Source organism: Nostoc sp., assembly GCF_036917465.1.
Taxonomy (GTDB): Bacteria; Cyanobacteriota; Cyanobacteriia; order Cyanobacteriales; family Nostocaceae; genus Nostoc.
The window spans coordinates 43,295-63,252 of the sequence record NZ_JBALDL010000058.1 but is presented as its reverse complement, the minus strand read 5'-3'; the positions used below and the strand labels follow the sequence as shown (position 1 = coordinate 63,252).

The 19,958-nt window shown below is 42.7% G+C and carries 18 protein-coding genes and 1 pseudogene; 12 read left to right on the top strand and 7 right to left on the bottom strand.

Going from position 1 to position 19,958, the window contains the following annotated elements; all coding sequences use genetic code 11:
• A pseudogene (locus V7K38_RS12300) lies at window positions 1-192 on the bottom strand (hypothetical protein); the annotation flags it as partial.
• 2 nt (window positions 193-194) lie between these two features.
• Between V7K38_RS12300 and V7K38_RS12295 the strand changes: the two are divergent.
• Window positions 195-1,796 carry a DEAD/DEAH box helicase gene (locus V7K38_RS12295; protein ID WP_334858092.1) on the top strand — a complete coding sequence of 534 codons (1,602 nt, stop codon included), beginning with the start codon at window positions 195-197 and terminating at the stop codon, window positions 1,794-1,796.
• Entirely contained in the window at window positions 1,726-2,940 is a 1,215-nt protein-coding gene (locus V7K38_RS12290) for a DUF790 family protein (protein WP_334858090.1), read from the top strand. The genes V7K38_RS12295 and V7K38_RS12290 overlap by 71 nt, the downstream gene beginning before the upstream one ends.
• 172 nt (window positions 2,941-3,112) lie before the next feature.
• Here the strand turns inward: V7K38_RS12290 and V7K38_RS12285 are convergent, their stop codons facing one another.
• A complete protein-coding gene (locus V7K38_RS12285; RefSeq protein ID WP_334858088.1) occupies window positions 3,113-4,933 on the bottom strand; it encodes a protein kinase domain-containing protein in 1,821 nt (606 codons plus the stop codon).
• Window positions 4,934-5,316: 383 nt separating this feature from the next.
• Between V7K38_RS12285 and V7K38_RS12280 the strand changes: the two genes are divergently transcribed.
• From V7K38_RS12280 to V7K38_RS12260, 5 genes are all read left to right on the top strand, one after another.
• Entirely contained in the window at window positions 5,317-6,588 is a 1,272-nt protein-coding gene (locus V7K38_RS12280; protein ID WP_334858086.1) for a DUF4255 domain-containing protein, read from the top strand.
• A complete protein-coding gene (locus tag V7K38_RS12275; RefSeq protein ID WP_334858084.1) occupies window positions 6,585-8,573 on the top strand; it encodes an ATP-binding protein in 1,989 nt (662 codons plus the stop codon). Before V7K38_RS12280 ends, V7K38_RS12275 begins: the two co-directional genes overlap by 4 nt.
• 174 nt (window positions 8,574-8,747) lie before the next feature.
• On the top strand, window positions 8,748-9,848 hold the full coding sequence (locus V7K38_RS12270; protein WP_334858081.1) for an AAA family ATPase: 1,101 nt from the start codon (window positions 8,748-8,750) through the stop codon (window positions 9,846-9,848).
• Complete coding sequence (locus tag V7K38_RS12265; RefSeq protein WP_334858079.1) at window positions 9,848-10,558, top strand: DUF4276 family protein; 711 nt, start codon at window positions 9,848-9,850, stop codon at window positions 10,556-10,558. The genes V7K38_RS12270 and V7K38_RS12265 overlap by 1 nt, the downstream gene beginning before the upstream one ends.
• 159 nt (window positions 10,559-10,717) lie before the next feature.
• Complete coding sequence (locus V7K38_RS12260; protein ID WP_334858077.1) at window positions 10,718-11,383, top strand: GUN4 domain-containing protein; 666 nt, start codon at window positions 10,718-10,720, stop codon at window positions 11,381-11,383.
• Here the strand turns inward: V7K38_RS12260 and V7K38_RS12255 are convergent.
• Window positions 11,380-12,204, bottom strand: a complete 825-nt coding sequence (locus V7K38_RS12255) for an SAM hydrolase/SAM-dependent halogenase family protein (protein WP_334858076.1) — start codon at window positions 12,202-12,204, stop codon at window positions 11,380-11,382. The two genes, V7K38_RS12260 and V7K38_RS12255, sit on opposite strands and share 4 nt — an antisense overlap.
• Before the next feature lie 111 nt (window positions 12,205-12,315).
• Between V7K38_RS12255 and pirA the strand changes: the two genes are divergently transcribed.
• Window positions 12,316-12,471 (top strand): arginine synthesis PII-interacting regulator PirA, encoded by a 156-nt coding sequence (pirA, locus tag V7K38_RS12250; protein ID WP_334858075.1) that lies wholly within the window; start codon window positions 12,316-12,318, stop codon window positions 12,469-12,471.
• A 94-nt stretch (window positions 12,472-12,565) separates the two neighbouring features.
• Here the strand turns inward: pirA and V7K38_RS12245 are convergent, their stop codons facing one another.
• Entirely contained in the window at window positions 12,566-12,697 is a 132-nt protein-coding gene (locus V7K38_RS12245) for a hypothetical protein (protein WP_334858074.1), read from the bottom strand.
• A gap of 304 nt (window positions 12,698-13,001) precedes the next feature.
• On the opposite strand from V7K38_RS12245, the gene V7K38_RS12240 reads away from it, so the two are divergent.
• On the top strand, window positions 13,002-13,169 hold the full coding sequence (locus V7K38_RS12240; RefSeq protein WP_334858072.1) for a hypothetical protein: 168 nt from the start codon (window positions 13,002-13,004) through the stop codon (window positions 13,167-13,169).
• A gap of 25 nt (window positions 13,170-13,194) precedes the next feature.
• On the opposite strand, the gene aspS is transcribed toward V7K38_RS12240, so the two are convergent.
• On the bottom strand, window positions 13,195-14,982 hold the full coding sequence (gene aspS / locus V7K38_RS12235; RefSeq protein ID WP_334858071.1) for an aspartate--tRNA ligase: 1,788 nt from the start codon (window positions 14,980-14,982) through the stop codon (window positions 13,195-13,197).
• Window positions 14,983-15,273: 291 nt separating this feature from the next.
• The gene (locus V7K38_RS12230) at window positions 15,274-15,747 is read right to left on the bottom strand and encodes a DUF29 domain-containing protein (protein WP_334858070.1); all 474 of its coding nucleotides are present in this window, start codon (window positions 15,745-15,747) and stop codon (window positions 15,274-15,276) included.
• Window positions 15,748-15,888: 141 nt separating this feature from the next.
• Between V7K38_RS12230 and V7K38_RS12225 the strand changes: the two genes are divergently transcribed.
• A complete protein-coding gene (locus V7K38_RS12225; protein ID WP_334858069.1) occupies window positions 15,889-16,131 on the top strand; it encodes a hypothetical protein in 243 nt (80 codons plus the stop codon).
• Between the two features lie 145 nt (window positions 16,132-16,276).
• Complete coding sequence (locus tag V7K38_RS12220) at window positions 16,277-16,507, top strand: hypothetical protein (RefSeq protein ID WP_334858068.1); 231 nt, start codon at window positions 16,277-16,279, stop codon at window positions 16,505-16,507.
• A gap of 146 nt (window positions 16,508-16,653) precedes the next feature.
• Here the strand turns inward: V7K38_RS12220 and V7K38_RS29655 are convergent, their stop codons facing one another.
• On the bottom strand, window positions 16,654-16,923 hold the full coding sequence (locus V7K38_RS29655) for a hypothetical protein (RefSeq protein ID WP_442940766.1): 270 nt from the start codon (window positions 16,921-16,923) through the stop codon (window positions 16,654-16,656).
• 647 nt (window positions 16,924-17,570) lie between these two features.
• On the opposite strand from V7K38_RS29655, the gene V7K38_RS12210 reads away from it, so the two are divergent.
• A complete protein-coding gene (locus V7K38_RS12210) occupies window positions 17,571-19,658 on the top strand; it encodes a pentapeptide repeat-containing protein (RefSeq protein ID WP_334858065.1) in 2,088 nt (695 codons plus the stop codon).
• Window positions 19,659-19,958 lie beyond the last annotated feature (300 nt).

The window sequence follows — 19,958 nt, the reverse complement described above, 5'->3', positions numbered from 1 at the left end:
CAATACCCAATACCCAATACCCAATACCCAATACCCAATACCCAATACCCAATACCCAATACCCAATACCCAATACCCAATACCCAATACCCAATCCCCAATCCCCAATCCCCAATCCCCAATTCCCAATCCCCAATTCCCAATACCCAATACCCAATACCCAATCCCCAATCCCCAATCCCCAATCCCCATAAATGGCTCGTACCCCTACATTAAATTTTGATCGTGGCACATTAATTTTGCATCCACCACCACGCGGCAAAGGTTGGATGGATTATGCTACGTGGGATGATAGAGTTGAAAAATTCCGCATTCCGGCAATTAGATATCGATCGCTAGTGGAAGCACTACAAGCGGAAGATGTGAATTTTATCGATGAGGCGAAGCAATTTTATCCTATAGATTTAGTTCCTACTCTAGAAATGGAACCCTATCCTCACCAAACTGAGGCGCTAGCAGCTTGGAAACTGGCGGGTAGGCAGGGAGTCGTTGTGCTTCCCACGGCGGCGGGAAAGACTTATTTGGCGCAAATGGCGATGCAGTCAACGCCGCGCACGACGCTAATTGTAGTGCCAACTTTGGATTTGATGCATCAATGGTACGCACATTTAGTCGCGGCTTTCCCCGATGCTGAGGTGGGATTGTTGGGGGGTGGTTCGCGGGATAGAACGGCAATTCTCGTTGCAACTTATGATAGTGCAGCAATTCACGCTGAGACTTTGGGAAATCAATATGCGTTGATTGTTTTTGACGAATGTCACCATTTACCAACAGATTTTAATCGAGTGATTGCAGAATATGCGATCGCACCTTATCGCTTAGGACTCTCTGCTACACCAGAACGCACCGATGGGAAACACGCTGACTTAAATATCCTCATTGGTGAAGAAGTATATCGCAAACGTGCCGAAGATTTGGCGGGTAAGGCGTTAGCAGAACATCAAATTGTCCAAATTAAGGTAAAGTTATCGCAACTTGAGCGGGAAAGATACAACCAGTTAATTCAAACGCGCAATGATTTTTTGAAGCAATCTAAGATTTCTTTGGGGAGTCTGCAAGGTTGGCAAATGTTTGTGCAAATGAGTGCGCGATCGCAATCTGGAAGGAGAGCGATGTTAGCGCATCGAGAAGCGAAAGATATCGCTTTGGGGACTGATGGGAAGTTGCGAATTTTGATTAATTTATTGGCAGAACATTATCCGGCAAGAATTTTAATTTTTACTGCTGATAATGCGACGGTTTACCGCATTTCTCAAGACTTGCTAATTCCGGCAATTACTCATCAAACTCCTGTGAAGGAACGACATGAGATATTAACCAAGTTTCGAGAGGGAAAATATAATACTTTGGTTGCTTCTCATGTCTTGAATGAAGGGGTTGATGTACCTGCGGCAACTGTTGCAATTATTTTATCGGGTACGGGTTCGGCTAGGGAGTATACTCAGCGCTTGGGGAGGATTTTACGGAAGGGGAATATTGAGAATAAACAGGCGATTTTGTATGAGGTGGTGGCGGAGGATACGAGTGAGGAGGGGACTTCGGCTAGGAGAAGAGGGGAGAGGAGGGACGAACCGCCAAGACGCGGAGGGCGCAGAGAGGAGGAGGAGAAGAAGGGGAAGTTGGAGGTTGTGTATGGGAGTGGGAAGGAAAGGAGTTTGAAGGCTGCGGAACAGTTAGAGATTAATTATTCAACCGGAAGTTCAAAATCTAAAATCCAAAATTCAGATGTTACCGACAGATTTACTGATGCATCGCCAAAACGGGGAGGAGATCATTCCGAAGAGACTGAAGATTGATCGGGGAACTTCGGAGTTGGCGATTGAGTTAATTAATTATTTTCAATCAGCAGTGGGGAAGACTCAAGGTGTGCTTGAGCGACAATTGACTGATTTTGAAGGAGATTCTACAGATTATCGGGTGAAGCGGGGATTAGCTTATATTCTCAAAAGCAGTTTTTGCACTTTTGAGGTGGTTAGTCCTTTGGAACCACAAATGTTAAGAGAACGGGTGTTTTCGTTGGCAGCAAAGTCTGTTTCTAGTCGAGAATCAACACAAGTTACTCTGAGTAAAATTGCTGATGAGTTAACTCAAGAACTTGAGCGCGAAGTTTTACTAGAACAGGTTCGCAATGGACTCTATGCTGATTTATCAGAGAATAAAATCTTGACTGTTTTTGATGCACCAACAGCGCCAGATGTGTTAAATCGATATAACTTATCTCAGGTGCAGGGTGTGTTTTATAAGGCCAGTAAACTGGTGTTAAATGCTCATCGGAATGTTCCGGGGGAATATAAGCTGTTATTTCGCTATCTAAAGTTGTTTCAATTGATGGCTTATATTGAGGGCGATGCTGACCACGGGTTTACTATTACGATAGACGGGCCGACGAGTCTGTTTAATCCTAGTACACGATATGGGTTAGCGATCGCTAAACTTATTCCTGCTTTACTTCACGTCACTAAATGGAGTCTTTCGTCGATTCTCCAAACCCGCGACGCTTATACAAATACTTGGAAAACTGGGCGTTTCACCCTCAATTCCGAATGTGGTTTGGTATCCCACTATCCGCCAGGAAAGCCCTACGATAGTATGCTAGAAGCATCTTTTGCTGATAAGTGGGATGCTTTAAAAAGTGGTTGGGCGTTAGAGCGAGAAGTTGATTTGATCCCAATTCCTGGTAGCGTGATGATTCCCGATTTTCGCTTGGTACATTCTGATGGACGCACCTTTTTATTAGAAATTGTTGGTTATTGGCGACCAGAATATTTACAGAAAAAGTTTTCTCAGGTGCGGCGGGCTGGACGTGATGACTTAATTTTGGCAATTTCCGAGCGACTTAATTTAGAAAAGGCGGGAGTAAAATTAAATGATGTCCCTGCGAGAATTGTTTGGTTTAAAGATAAGTTATTGCCGAAAACTGTGTTAGCTGTAATGGATTGAAAATTGAATTGGTTAGCGCTCAAATTCGCGATCATCCAAAAATTCATCCCACGCTACCCTGAGTACAGGATGAGGCGTGGAGCTTCTTTTTCTTTAATCTAAAGGGAGAGGCAGTGCAGTCTTCTCTCTGCCCCCTACTGTCTTCACGATCGGTCTGAAAACGGATATGATGTTAGTTCTGAATGCGATCGCTATTAGGTAAACCTGGCTGGTTGCTTGGCTCTTTACGAGATTGAAGTTGAGTATATATATAGGCTACCAATGCTAAGGCCAGTCCAATAGCAAACACCACTCCCACAATGCGCAAAAAATTGGGAGTAATTTTTGTACCTAGCTGCTCACTTAGCTTTGGTTGGTAAATAGTGTCATCCGTTGGCGCTTGTGGTCTGCCTTGATTGGATGCAGGTCGAGGTTGATACAATGTCACATCTGGCGGTACTTGCGGTCTGCTTTGATTAGAGCCAGGTCGTGGTTGAAATAACGTTTTATCTGGTGGTAGTTGTTGTCCGCCTTGATTAGATGCAGGTCGTGGTTGAAACAACGTTTTATCTGGTGGTAGTTGTTGTCCGCCTTGATTAGAGCCAGGTCGCGGTTGAAACAACGTTTTATCTGGTGGTAGTTGTTGTCCGCCTTGATTAGAGCCAGGTCGCGGTTGAAACAAGGTCACATCCGGTTTGCTGGCGTTGGGATTCTTTACAGGACTGTGTTGATTTTGTTCAACTGGGTTAAACTGCCTTGGAACGGTTTCGTTATTTGAACCTTGGTTGTATCCAGATGGAGGGCGTAGAACGGTGTCGTCGTTCGATTGTCTGGGAACAGTTTCGTTATTTGAACCTTGGTTATATCCAGATGGAGGACGCAGAACGGTGTCGTCGTTCGATTGTCTGGGAACAGTTTCGTTATTTGAACCTTGGTTGTATCCAGATGGAGGGCGTAGAACGGTGTCATCGTTCGATTGTCTGGGAACAGTTTCGTAATTTGAACCTTGATTGGAGGAAGGTTGCGATCGCTCGGTAGCCTGTTCGATTACACTAGTAGAGATGGTGACAGATTTGGCAGCAGCTTGCAAAGCAAGATTGAGTTCTTCTACCGTTGCAAATCGGTTAGCTGGGTTTTTGTGGAGGCATTTCATCACCACAGCTTCCAATTGTACAGAAAAATGCTCACAACCGGGCTGCGATCGCAGTGGTTTCGGTGGCTCATAAGCATGAGCTAATACCCAAGAAGCCTCGCTGATCTGATTTCCTTTAATGCTGATTCCAAACGGGTCAGCAGCACTCAGCATTTCATAAATAATAATCCCTAAACTATAAATATCACCCCTTGCATCCAGGTTTTTATTACTTTGGATTTGCTCAGGAGGCGCGTAACGAAACGTACCAATAAATGTGCTAGTGATATTTGTAATATTGGTATTTTCTGAAGATTCACTCCGAATTTTGGCAACACCAAAATCCAAAACCTTGACCCATTCACCCAAATCTGTAGGTACTAAAAATATATTATCTGGTTTCAGGTCACGATGAATTACCTGAATATGTTCAGTGCTTTTTGTGCCATCCCGTTGGAGAGTCACTCCTTGATGGGCAAGTTGTAGACCCTTGCAAACTTGCGCCATAATTTTCACCGTCCGCTCAACAGATAGCCGCTTTTCCCGTAGCAGTAATTGTCTGAGCGTTTGCCCGCGCAAGTATTCCATTACATAAAAAGGAAAGCCTTCGGGGGTGAATCCACAATCACTAATCTTAACGATGTGGTCACTTTGTAAAGCAGCACAAACTGCCACCTCACGCTCAAAACGCTTTCTCATTTCTTGTGATGCCACCAGCGTATCTTTGAGCAACTTCAATGCTACCTGCTGACCTACACGGGTATCCGTTGCCAGGAAGACATCTCCCATGCCACCCCCGCCTAACCGTTTATCTAAACGGTATCGCTGGTTATCACCTACCAAGCGACCAAGCCAAGAATTTGAAGGAGGTGGGGATTTCATTTGGGGCAACCCATCCTAGTTACTTTCAGGTGTTAACTTTAGTTACAGATATACTACTAGTATTACAAATATTTTGTTTAGTTCGTAACTTAGAATAATAATATTTGGTAATATATATTACTTAGCATTTATCTGATTATACTCAGTTTAACATATTACTAACTCAAAATAATGTTAGCAATTTGATAAAATGTTTAAAGTTAAGACCTATGGCAGGTAAAGTTAACGTAAATAATACGAGGTCTTAAGCTTTAGTAGTACCGATACATTGTATGCCGTGGGGATAGTCTCCGTTACAGAATATTTAAAGTTTTGCAAAATATATTCTGTCATTGTACTCTGGCGTACATGATTAATATGTGCTATTGCCATGAGGAAAGAGGATGAGTAATGCGCTCTCTATAGCCGCCGTGACAGCAGTACTAAAAGTCTTGCTGGAAAATGGCTTAGTCAGCGATCCGATCGCTGCTAGTCTTGGTGATGTGATTGTAACTGCCCTACCGCCCGATCGAATTTCAGTTGAAGCTGACGAACGCGCTCAAATCAACCTCTTTCTCTATCAAGTGACGCAGAATCGGAATGTCGATTGGGTATCTCAGGAATTTCGCAGCAGGCATTCACGGATTAATGGACACATCCCGTCTCAAAGTCCCCCACTAGCTCTCGATCTCCATTATTTGCTAACAGCTTACGGAGCTAAGGATTTTCAGGCGGAGCTTTTATTGGGCTATGCAATGCATTTATTACACAAAACACCAGTTATCACATCGGATATTATTGAAAATACTCTGATAAATGCATCTACAACCAATACCTCAAGTGCTTTTTCGCAAGCTGTAGCAAGTGTGTCTGTATCCGATTTAGCTGAACAAATTGGTCAGATTAAACTGACTCCAGAGTTTTTCAACATGGAAGAAACTTCTAAATTATGGTCTGCTTTACAAACACACTATCGACCTTCAGCTACCTATCTGGCATCAATGGTGTTGATTGAGAGTAGCATTGAAAATTCTCAAGGTTTCTACATGATGCCCTTGTCTCAACCGAGTATAGAGCAAGTTATGACTCCGGCAAAGACCGATCAAATGATTGTTACGGGTACAACATTAGTAATTCGTGGTAAACGGTTACGCGGTGAGATTACCCGAATCCGTTTGAGTAATACGGAAACTTTGATTGTACCTGATGATGTTAAAGAAACCCAAATCAGCCTGTTAGTCCCATCAGATTTATCCGCAAGTGTGCAAGGTATCCAAGTTGTCCATCTCAGAATGGGCAATGGAGGGCAAACAGATTATGCCGTTGAATCAAACGTTGCGGCTTTTGTCCTCCATCCAACAATTACCGCATTTGTCGCTCAAGTGGGAAATAGCGGCGACAATTTACGCACAGCAGAAATTACCGTGAAATTCCAGCCGAAAGTTGGTAAGGCACAACGGGTTGTTTTGCTACTCAATGAGGCATCAAATAAGAGTCCGGCAACTTACTCTTTCTGGGTTGCACCACGCAATGAAGACACCGATGCAATTATTGTTCCTGTCAAAAACATCAAACCAGGAACTTATATTGTGCGAGTGCAGGTAGATGGGGCAGAAAGTCCACTGCACAAAAATCAGTCTGGGGCTTATGATTCGCCAGAGGTGACTATTCTATGAATGCCACAACAAATCACAATTGGGATGAGGCAAATTATCGCTATCTATCGGCAGCCCTCGCCGTGGTGCGTGGTTTTTTAGAAAATCACACGGCAAAAGAGCAAAACCAATCTGTAGAGAACAACCAAGAGCATTTACAGCAGACGTTACAGGAAGCTGCTGCTGCTATGCCTGCACCATCGGCATTAGAAAGAGTATGCAAAATATTTAGCCTCTCATCCTTTGAACGCGATTTGTTGCTTTTATGTGCAGGTATGGAATTAAATGGAGATTTTGCTAAATTGTGTGCTATAGCGCACGGGGATTTACAACGAGCTTACCCAACTTTAAGTTTAGCTCTGGCAGCTTTATCTGATGTCCACTGGGATGCGATCGCTCCAAATTCTTCCTTACGTCATTGGCGGTTAATTCAACTTGGTGATGCTCATTCTCTGACTCTCAGCCCCGTAAGAATTGACGAACGAATTTTACATTATCTCACGGGCATTCAATATCTTGACGAACGATTAGCTGGGATCATTGAACCATTACCAGAGGTTAGCGATTTAGTCCCCTCGCACCAAGATTTAGCCGAGCGAATAGCAGCAGTTTGGTTGCAAGCTTACAAAGTTAATAGCTTACCAATTGTGCAATTATGTGGTAGCGAAAATACTAGCAAACGTGCTATTGCCGCTAAAATTTGTGAACTTCAGGGTTTAAGCTTGTGGGTAATGCCTGCACAAATGATTCCATTAGCACCTAGCGAGTTAGATAATCTCATCCGCCTGTGGACTCGTGAGACGATTTTAAGTAAATGTGCGTTACTCATAGACTGCAACGATCTGGATACTAATGATATAGCGCGGTTAAATGCGATCGCACGTTTCATCGAACGCACAAAAGGCTTTTTAATAGTTACAAGTCGGGAACGCATTGGACTAGGACAACGCCTGGTAGTTAATTTTGACGTACATCAACCAACTACCACAGAACAAGGTACAGTTTGGCAAGATGCATTAGGTTCAATTGCACCGCAAATGAACGGGCAAGTTAAAACCCTAGTAGATCAGTTTAACCTCAGTGCCGCAACCATCCGCGCTGCTTGTGCAGAAGCCGCAGGACAGTTAGCCCAAACGCCAGAAAATGATATCACTAGTATTTTATGGGATGCCTGTCGCGTGCAAGCACGTCCCCGCTTGGATGAACTCGCCCAACGGATTGAGCCATCTGGTGATTGGGAAGATTTGGTATTACCAGAGGCACAGAAACAAGTTCTCCGGGACATTGTGGCTCATGTGCGTCAACGCAGTACTGTATATAACAATTGGGGTTTTGCTGCCAAAAGTGCGAGAGGATTGGGAATCAGCGCCTTATTTGCAGGTGCTAGCGGCACTGGTAAAACCTTGGGGGCAGAAGTGCTAGCTCAGAAATTGCGCCTCGACCTATATCGTATTGACTTATCATCGGTAGTTAGTAAATATATTGGGGAAACAGAGAAAAATTTGCGCCGGGTGTTTGATGCTGCTGAACAAGGCGGGGTGATTTTGTTATTTGATGAAGCTGATGCTTTATTTGGTAAACGCAGTGAAGTTAAAGATGCGCGCGATCGCTATGCCAATATTGAAGTTAGCTACCTGTTGCAACGAATGGAAAGCTACCCAGGTTTAGCAGTTTTGACTACGAACTTGAAAAGTGCAATTGATACAGCCTTTCTGCGGCGGATTCGCTTTGTGGTGCAATTTCCCTTCCCCGATACAACACAACGAGCCGAGATTTGGCGGCGTGTTTTTCCCGCCGACACGCCAACCGCAGACTTAGATGCTCTCCAACTAGCACGGCTAAATGTCGCTGGGGGTAATATCCGTAACATAGCCTTAAATGCAGCTTTCCTGGCTGCCGATGCCGGGGAAGCAGTGCAAATGAAACACGTATTGCGGGCTGCTCAGACGGAATATAGTAAGTTAGAGAAACCTTTAACTGATGCGGAAGTTGGTGGGTGGATGTGATTTTAAGCGTTGCTGAATCAAAATATGCGTTATTTAGAATCCTTGTAGAGACGTAAAACTGCTATGTCTCTACATTTTGCATCCGCAGCAATCTGTCTATCTTACTCATTAGAAATTTGTGGGTGTTAGATAATAGGAAGCAAATACACATTTACTGATTCAGGAGACCAACTTTTGAATAGGCTGCAAGGATTAACCCTTAACGGATTCAAGTCTATTAAGACGATAGAGCTTGAGTTGCGTCCCTTAAATATCTTGATTGGAGCAAACGGAGCAGGCAAAAGTAATCTCATTTCGTTCTTCAAGATGCTTAATGAGATGATGGCTGGACGCTTCCAACAATATATCGGTATGTCGGGGCGTGCTCAATCACTCTTACACTTTGGATCTAAGATCACTCCTCAGATAGAAGCAAAACTGGAGTTTGAAGTTGACAACGGGTTAGATACCTATCATCTGCGATTATTCCATGCTGCTGGTGATACACTGATCTTCGCTGAAGAGACATTAAGCTTTCTACAAATGGGTTGGACATCCCCAAGAATAGACCAGTTGGGTGCAGGACAGCAGGAAACAAAAATTAGTGAAGCAGTAGAGCAAGGTAAACAAACAGCCAGAGCGCTCAAGTACTTGCTTGATCGTTGCCGTGTATACCACTTTCACGATACATCTTCTACGGCGGAAGTGCGGCAATCTTGTTACGTTGGCGATAACCGATGGTTAATGCCTGATGCCGGAAACTTAGCTGCAATACTTCTGAAATTCCGCGAAGACGAGATTTTAGCTTATCAACGGATCGTCGGAACAATCCGTTTAATTGCACCATTTTTCAAAGACTTTGTTCTTGAGCCAGATGCATCTAATCGTGTCATTCTAAATTGGCAAGAAAAGGATTCAGATAGGGTATTTGGGCCACATCAATTTTCAGATGGCACTTTACGCGCTATATGTCTGGCAACACTGCTCTTACAGCCAGAAGATCAACTACCAAAACTCATCGTTGTTGATGAACCAGAACTAGGTCTTCACCCCTATGCTCTAAATGTTGTGGCTGCACTATTTAGCAAAGCTTCGCTTCATACGCAAATTCTTATCAGCACCCAATCGAGTTCTTTCTTAGATAATTTTGATCCTGAAGATGTCATCGCCGTTAACCGAGAGGGTAAGGAGTCGCAATTCAAACGGCTCAATCCTATAGAATTAGAAGCTTGGCTCGACGAGTACAGTCTGGGAGAAATCTGGGAAAAAAATATCATTGGGGGAGGACCACATTAATGATCCGCCTCTACGTATTTGCTGAAGGACAAACTGAGCAGACATTCGCTGACACTTTGATAAAACCGCACTTAGCTCAACATGAAGTGTTTATACACTACCCTCGGCTGATCGCTCACGCCAGAAAAAATGGGAAGGTGCATCGTGGCGGTGGACGCAATTACGCGCCAATGAAAAACGATATTCTGCGATCGCTCAAGGAAGATAGTAATGCTGATGTATTTTTCACTACTATGATTGATTTGTATGCTATTGCTCCTGATTTTCCGGGATTAATTGAGTCTGAAAGTTTGCGCCAAAATCCTATAGAGCGAGTTGAATTTTTAGAGCAACGCTTTGCAGAGGATATCAGTGATTACCGATTTATCCCATACATTCAGTTACATGAATACGAGGCATACCTTTTTGCCGATCCAACGTGCTTTGAATATCTTGATGCTCGTCGGACAAAGGAAATTGAGGCTCTCCAAGCGATCGCTAATCAATATGAAACACCTGAGTTTATCAACGACGGACAACAGACGGCTCCCAGTAAACGGATCATCGCTCAGTTTCCTGATTATGGAAAGTCAAAGTCTGCTTTTGGGCCACAGTTGGCTGAACTAATTGGACTGGAAGTAATTCGGAGTAGATGTCCCCACTTCAATGCATGGCTCTCACGCCTAGAATCATTAAAAAATTACTGTAACAACTCCCTTGAGACAGTCTGAAGTAAGTGACTAAATATCTTATTCTCTCCAAAAAGATGACATTGTAAAATAGACCTGTTAAGAAATAAGAGAGAGATATATGACAATATATACATCCATGTAGTAACGGTTAGACTAAATTCAACCTGGGGCATTCAAAGTAATCAGCAGCATCCAAAAATGGCAAAGAATAATCAGACTGTTCTGACACTAACCTTACTAATCACAGCAAGTCTTATCGGTATATTTGCTGTTTTGGGCTGGATTGGATATTCGTTAACGCGATCTAAGTCTGAGAGCAAAAATCCCGGAAAGACTGATTTAGTTAATACAACTACTAATTCTAGCTCATTGAAGCAGGTAGAAATTACCACAGCCCGCAATGTCGATTACAGTCAGTTGCAGAAATATTTACAAAACAAAGATTGGCAACAATCCGATCGAGAAACTTATCTGAAAATGCTAGATGTTGCAGGGACTAAGGCACAGGCAGAGGGTGCTATTAGCAAAGATGAAATGAATGCACTTTCGTGTGTTGACTTAAAAACTATTGACAAGCTTTGGAGTACAGCCAGTGATGGTAAGTTAGGCTTTAGCGCTCAAGAAAAGATTTTGAGGGAACAAAAAAACGACTATCGCAAGATGTATGACGCGATTGGATGGCAAACGTTAACAGGTGAGTGGCTGATTCAGTGGAACTATAATCAGCAAACTAAAAGATACGAGTATAAACCTGGCAAAGAACCAAACTTTAAAACCTTCCCCCCTGGACATCTGCCAACTGTGGAGAGAGGATATAACTTTGGTGTTTCTCTGGATGTGGCACTGACGAGGTGCGGGATTTAAGTTAGCACAACTTGAAGCGGTTCTTGCCAATCTAACTGTAACGTTGAGTGAGCATTGCCGCTATTAATGGCAATTTCTACCCAGCCGTGACTGCCAACTAAAGCTACTACCTCTCCCACGCTGACATCACCGTAAGTTTTACAGCCTGGTATAGTCAACCCAGCAGCTTGCACATACCAAGTTTTGCCTTGTACGTAACTCGCTGGAATGTTGCTCACTAAGTTGCCGAAGCGATCGATATATTGAATGCAACCCACTACACCATTGCTTGTCTGCTTGCACTTGTCTATATCCAGTTTGACTAAACTTGCTGGATCAATTTCTTGTCCTAGCTGTTTGAGGGGGACACCACTAGCAAGATTAGCTGCTACTGGTGCAAAGATATCTCTACCGTGAAAAGTGTTACTTGGTTGGGAAGTTCGCCAATAGTTAAGATTTGTCAGTTCGACGGCTGCGTAGGCGTAGCCCGTCGTAGACATCGCCAGACTTTGACTAAGTACCCCACTAAAGATCCCATTATCTGGGCCGACTAGAAAGCCTTGAGCAAATTCTACTGCGATCGCTCGTCGCTTGCTTCCCACACCTGGATCTACTACTGCCAGATGCACTGTGCCTACGGGGAAATAGGGATAAGCATTCATCAGGCAAAACCTGGCTGCGGCGATGTCTTGCGGCGGAATTTGGTGTGTTAAGTCTATTACTGTCAGTCTGGGGTTGATTTGGGCGATGACTCCCTTCATTATGCCTACATAGGTATCGCGATCGCCAAAATCGCTGAGAAAAGTCATGAGTTGTTGTTGACCTATCTGCTTTTCAGACATATTTCTGCTAAAATCTACGTTAAGTTATAAATTTCTGTAGCAACAGCTACAAAATATGTGTTATGTTAAGAATACAAGATATAAAGTAAAAAATTAAAGAAGGTAATCACTATGAATCTAAGTAGACTGCAAAGTGCTAGAAAAGCACAAGAAGCTCACAGAGAGAATATTCAAAAAAGCCTAGAGCATCGTTTGCAAGTAGCCAAAGCAAAGGGCGACGAACAACTGATTCGTCAACTGGAAGCTGAGATGAGGTATTCGGGCTAAATCAAGTTTTCAATGTTCTTAGTTTGTTGTGTAACCCGCTACGGCGGGTTTTTTTTGTTTTTAGGGAGTTTTCTGGTAGCAGCATTAATCCCCTTCATCCTACCAATAGATTTTCTACACCTACTGTTGTCGTCGTAGTTGCTACCTGGATAATCCTACTGGATTGCGATCGCCACTGTAGTGCATTATAAATTGTTAGATAGCCAATTTCTGGCGGTTGCTGCAAAGGCGAAACCCACCAATACCAACAAAAAGCTCTAAGGCTTTGAGTTTGTTTGTTGTCATGCCACTATTGCAACCGCAAAGCATAATGGTAAAACTCTTCATTCTTTAGGACTTTGGCTAATATAAAGATGGATACAATTAGGAATGAATTTAATAAATATTTTTCTAAATGGAAAATTACCTTGCCAGAAGAGAATATACAAAAGCGTCAGCAAGGTTCAATTTTTTAAGCTGGTTGGAAGATAAATTTTATTTTTGGGATAAAAGATAATGCTGAGTACCTTGAGTATTACACTATGCATAGAATGACTAACGATCGTCACATCATAATTTATGAAAATGGAGAAAAAGAACATTTACAGTGTTTAGAGCCTCCTTTAGAATACAGTCCAGCAATTGACGAAAGGCAAAGGGAGCATAATAAACATAACAGAAGAGTTAAAGAAGAACTGAGCTATAAAGGCTTACTTTAACTTTCTGTACTCCCCTTACACTTTGCTAAGATTTTGGTTTATAAGTTGAAGCAACGTGCAATTCTTTCAACTGTTTAGCATCTACACTCGAAGGCGCATCTGTTAATAAGCAACGCGCTTGTTGTGTCTTCGGAAAAGCAATTACATCTCGAATGGATTCTTCTCCAGCTAACAACATTACCAAACGATCTAAACCGTAGGCGATGCCACCATGCGGTGGTGTACCATATTCAAATGCTTCTAACAGAAAACCAAATTTACTTTGTGCTTCTTCAGGAGATAAACCAATCGCTTCAAACACCTGCTGTTGAATTTCTCGCTGATAAATCCGCAGACTTCCGCCACCAACTTCTACGCCGTTGAGTACTAAGTCGTAAGCTTGGGCGCGTGCTGTCTTTAAGTCGCTCAAATCATCAGGATGCGGTGCTGTAAATGGGTGGTGGAGTGCTTCTAAACGTTTTTCGTCAGCATTCCACTCGAACATCGGGAAGTCTGTAATCCACAGCAAGTTGATTTTTTCTGGATCGATTAAGGCGAATTCTTTAGCGATCGCTTGCCGTAATCTATCTAATGTTTTATTAACTGTAGCAGTATCACCAGCCCCAAACAAGAGCAAATGTCCAGCTTTTGCACCTGTACGCCGCAAAATTTCTTGTTTTTGTTCAATACTAAGGTTGTCTTTAATCGCGCCGATGGTGTCAATTTCGCCATCATCTCTGACGCGGATATAAGCTAAACCTCTAGCACCGGCTTCGCTGGCTTCTTTAAATAAATCGCCACCTGGTTTAATACGGACGTTAGAAATTACATCGTTACCGTTAGGAATGGGCAAGATTTTAACGATACCACCATTAGTAACAGTGTCCCGAAAGACTTTGAAACTAGAGTCTTTGACAATATCTGAGACATCAACTAATTCCAAACCATAGCGGGTATCTGGTTTATCACTCCCGTAGCGTTCCATCCCCTCGGCGTAAGTCAGGCGGGGGAAGGGGCGCTGTAACTCAATGCCTTTAACGGTTTTGAAGATATGGCAAACTAAGTTCTCATTCAGTTCGATAATTTCTTCTTGAGACATGAAACTCATTTCCATGTCCAACTGGGTAAATTCCGGTTGTCTGTCGGCGCGTAAATCTTCGTCACGAAAGCAACGCGCAATCTGATAATATCTATCTAAGCCGGATACCATCAGCAATTGTTTAAATAGCTGGGGTGATTGGGGCAAAGCATACCATTCACCAGGATTAACGCGGCTGGGTAGAACATAATCCCGCGCCCCTTCTGGGGTAGAACGGGTAAGGATTGGGGTTTCGACTTCAATAAAACCTTCCAAATCTTCCAGATAACGCCGCATAGCTTTAACAATTTGATGACGCAGTTGCAAATTTTGCGCCATGCGTTCGCGTCGCAAATCTAAATAACGATATTTTAGCCGCAAGTCTTCGCGCACTGTCTCGGTATCAACTATAGAAACTTGGAAAGGTAACTGTTTACGAACAGCATTGAGGAGTTGAATTTTATCGGCGTAGATTTCTACCTCGCCTGTGGGGATGCGGGTATTTAGAGATTCTTCGGGACGGTGCGTTACCCTACCAGTGATTTCGACAACATATTCGTTTCGCAGGGCGTTCGCCTGTTCGTAAGAATCTGGGGTGCGTTGCGGATCGCTGACGATTTGGACAATTCCAGAGCGATCGCGTAAATCTAAAAATATCACACCACCGTGATCGCGGCGACGGTCTATCCATCCGTAAAAGGTAACAGTTTCTCCAATATGTTCTTTTCGGAGTTCGCCGCAATAGTGAGTTCGCATAAGTCTTAGTTATTGTTTCCGGGCTAGATTGGGAAGAAAATGTCAAAGCTTTCCCATTATCTAGCATCAATAGTAATTGTAGTAATAAACATACAATAATCTCACGCCAATTTGGCAAAGGTGGATTGCGGGAGTGGGTGAGACGCAAAAGCTCAAAGAAGACGCAATGAGGCAAAGAAATTATCGGATATTCTAACCGTGTCCTGTCACCACCATGTTTTCCGTAATATAATGTTTCCGTTTTTACAATGTTTTTTGTGTAACTTAACTATGGAACACAACTGATAACTGTTAATCACTGTCTCCATAAAAATCTTCATCTAATAACTGTTCTATCAGAAAAGGACAATCGAGAGGATATTCTGCGTCCGTTGGTTTTCTGACTCCTAATTTAGCTTTTTTACTTTCTTTGATTGCCAGTTTGCGAGCATCGGCATAGGCTTGAGAAATAACTTCAGTAATATAATTTTTAAAAGAAGGATTTTCTGAAAAATCCTTGTTTACTCGAAAACGATGTTCTGTGACAGAACTATACCAGCTTGTTTTCATCATCTCAGGAGCATCAGATTGAACAGTTAACTTGAGTAAATGAGCAATCAAGATTGTTAAATTACTCATAAATGACCGTTTCTCTGACTTTCCCATGTCTTCTAATTCTACAAGCAAATGCTCCCAATCTATGTCATTAAAACGATGTTCTTTTATCTGCTCAATAATGCTTTCTCGCCACAGATTAAAATCTTGTTCATACAGTTGATTGTTCATATAATATTGAATGGTTGGGACATCTGGAAATTGTTATTTCGGAGAATAATATAATTTTAGAGTAGCCCAGTAGCTGCGATCGCCAGTAGAAGAACTTATGCCAATAAAGTAACCTTTAGTTTTATTGATAGGTGAAAAGCTATGACACAGATAGCAGCGATTGCAGAAGCAATTACTAGCTTAACAGATGCCGAAACCCGATTTGGTTTAGTCCGCATTGAAGACGAGCAGTTTTTCCTAGAGTGGTTTGAGGAATTACCTCAAATTACTGAAGCTGAAAAAACCTCACTGGATGTACTGCGGCGCAGATATCTATATCATCGGGCTGAAGGTGATTTGTTAGAGGGGACAGTGATTCGCCGGATTTTACAATCCTCCCTTTAAAATTGCCGCCGAGTCATCAGTAGAGTTAGTGCTGAATGATAGAGAAGAAGTACTGCGTGGACGGATTGACGTTCTAGTGCTGCAAAATCAGTTGTGGGTGATGGTGTTAAAGTCTAACAAAACTACGCTTTCGGTTTAATCAGCTTTGCCACAAGCACTAGCTTCTTTGATGGCTAACCCTCACCCTGATAAACCTGTGTTTGGGATGTTGACTAACGGAGACGATATTTTATTTATTAAATTGAGGCAAACACCTACTCCTCAATACGAACTGTCGCGGGTGTTTGCTCTGTTTACCTCTGCTAAAGAGGTGTATGATATATTGCAAATTCTAAAAAGTATCAGTCAAGCGATGTCTACGACGGGCTGCTTCTAACCACCTTGATAAACTCTGCTGCTCTTAGAGGATGTTTGAAAAGTGTTTCGCTGTGACTTTAGGCACTTTTAGATCCCCCCTAACCCCCCTTAAAAAGGTGGGAACTGCAATCAAAGTCTCCCTTTTTAAGGGAGATTTTGAGGGATCTAAAACTTTTGATACCGACAAAAGGACTTTTCAAACATCCTCTTAGTGAGTAATATTGCAAGGTAGATGCCTCCCATAAGTTGTGTAACCGCTCCCGTCACGAGGTAAGTCGCTCCCGTTACGAGGTAAGTCGCTCCCGTTACAAGGTAAGTCGCTCCCGTTACGAAGTAAGTCGCTCCCGTCACGAGGTAAGTCGCTCCCGTCACGAGGTAAGTCGCTCCCGTTACGAGGTAAGTCGCTCCCGTTACGAGGTAAGTCGCTCCCGTCACGAGGTAAGTCGCTCCCGTCACGAGGTAAGTCGCTACAGTTGCAATATTGATAACTACAGATGATTGGTTTTGGTTTCTCTACAATACTTATGGCAATTTTTGCTATTTACTGTCACAAGTGAATAAAAAAGAGGTTGAAATCATGGATGTAATTAATGTTAATAATGCACAACAGCACCTTGATGCTGTCATTAATGAAAGTGCAAAATCTCATATACCAGTAATAATTAGTAGTAATTAAAATCAAGCAGTACTTGTTGCTCTTAAAAACTGGAACGCAATTCAAGAAACATTGCACATACTGCAAGTTCCGGGAATGCGAGAGGATATTCTTGAAGGAATCCGTACTCCTGTTGAGGAATGTGTTACCAAAGAGGAACTTGATTGGTAGTGTGGGAATTACGTTTTACCAAGCGGGTACACGGGTAGGGACACAACATGTTTTGTCCCTACGATTATCTGTACCTCACCAAGTTGTAATCTGCTGTATTGATGAAAATTTCCCAAAATCGGGAATATCACAGGGCAAAGTTGTATAAAATCTCAGTAACACCAGTTATCCAAAATCCGCCACCAGATTCAAACCCTCAAACCCAGATTTAATCTGACTTTCTTAACTACGAATTACGAATTACGAATTAGTGATTATGCCGCCAGACTACTCCGGTCAAAATCTCCGAGGTCGCTCTTTTAAAGGTCAAAACCTGACTGGAGCCAACTTTAGCAAGGCGGATATTAGAGGAGCAAACTTTAGCGACGCGATTCTTAAAGATGCTGATTTTACAGGAGCTAAGGCTGGATTACAGCAACGTTGGACAACTGGTTTGCTCATAGTCTCATGGCTGCTATCGGGACTATCAGGGTTTTCATCACTCTTCCCTAGTGCATTTTTAACATATATTTTTGACAAAAATACTGATAAGACTCAAAACTTGATCATAGGGATAGTCTGCTTAATTTTGTTGCTAGTTTTTTATATTATTACCATTCGTAAGGGTTTAACAGCAGGTTTAGGAGTCGTAGCCGTAGCCTTCGCCTTTGCCGTAGCCTTCGCCGGAGCCGGAGCCGGAGCCGGAGCCGGAGCCGGAGCAACCTTCACCTTTGCCGTAGCCTTCACCTTTGCCTTCGCCTTTGCCGTAGCCTTCGCCGTAGCCGGAGCCGTAGCCGTAGCCGGAGCCGTAGCCGGAGCCTTCGCTGTAGCCGGAGCCGGAGCCTTTGCTTTCGCCGTAGCCTTCGCCGTAGCTGGAGTCGTAGTCGTAGCCTTCGCCGTAGCCGTAGCCGGAGCCGGAGTTTTTACATTATTTAGTGCTTACACTGGCTGGCGTAGTCTGGCTGGAAATGAAAAAGACGCTTGGGTTCGCTCATTTGCTGTCGCCTTTGCTGCTACAGGTGGAACTAGTTTTCGTAGTGCTGATTTAACTGATGTTGACTTTACAGGTGCAATTCTCAGAAATACAGATTTTAGAAATGCCAACCTCACACGCACTCGTTTTTATGAAGTCAAAAAACTCGACTTTGCCAGAGTAGACAACACTATACTAATTAACCTTGCTGTTCTCAATTTGCTCGTAAGCTGCAATGGGAGAAAAAAATCATATATTGGCGCTAACCTTAAAGGTGCTAACCTGATATGTGCAGATTTAAAAGAGGCAAATCTCAGAAATGCTAATATTATTGAAGCAACCTTTCAAGGAGCTTGTTTAGAGTGGGCAAATTTAACCCTAGCTCAAGCTATTGGTACTAATTTCACTAGCGCCAAAATGACTGGTGCTTGTGTGGAAGCATGGAATATTGAAAGTTCAACTCGGTTAGATAATGTTGATTGTCGCTTTATTTATCTTCTAGAACACCCCAAGCCTGAAACCGATGACAGCGAACGCCGTCCCAGTAGTGGCGAATTTAAATCAGGAGAATTTACCAAACTATTTGAAGAGGTTTTAAATACTGTTGATTTAATTTTTGATAATGGTATTGATTGGAAGGCTTTTGTTAATGCCTTCCAAACAGTGCAAGACCAAAACGAAGACACAGAATTAGCCCTACAGAGTATTGAAAACAAAGGTGATGGCGTAGTAGTCGTTAAGGTTGGTGTACCTGATGGTGCTGATAAAGAAAAGATTCATAGTGATTTCTCACAAAATTATCAACTGGCATTGCAAGCTGTAGAAGAAAAATATAAAGCACAATTACAGGCTAAAGAGAATGAAATAGTTATCTATCGCCAACAAAGTGGAGAGATGACAGAGATTGTCAGATTATTAGCGAATAAACCAATTAATGTTCAAGTTGACAATAAAGTTGAGAATAACAATATGACTAACAGCAATGATGCCAGCCGCAAAATTGAAATTGGCAGTGTTGGCAGAGACTTTAATGCCAGTGGACAAGCTTTAAATTTAGGTGATATTAGCGGTACGGTAACAAATACCATCAACGAGTTACCAGCGTCTCCCGAACCAGATAAACCGGGAATTAAGGAACTGTTGACGCAATTACAAGCAGTAATTGAGGCTGATACAAACTTACCCCCAGAAGATAAAGCTGAGGCATTAGAACAGGTGAAAGCCTTAGCAGAAGCGGGGAAAAGTCCTCAAGAGGGGGCGATGCAAAAGGCGGCGAAAACGGCGATAAAAATTTTAAAAGGGACAATTTCTAGTTTACCCAGTGCCACAAAATTGGTTGAACAGTGCAGCAATCTGTTGCCGTTAATTTCAACTTTTTTGGGTTTAGGGTAGCGTGTCAAATTAAGAGGTTGTTTAAAAAGTGTTTCGCTGTGAATTTAGGCACTTTTAGATCCTCTTTAACCCCTGTGTACATACAAATTTTTGATGAGGCCAACCTCTGAGATACCTCAAGAAAGGTTATGCTACGCAAAACTTGTCCCTCTCCTTAGTAAGGCTATGGTGTATACACAAGTCTGAAACAGTCTACTCCCTTTTATTAGGCGTAAATTTACCCCACCCTAATCCTCCCCTTATAAAGGCTACGGTGTACACACAAGTCTTTGAGAGTGACCTTATAGGCTTTTGATCCCC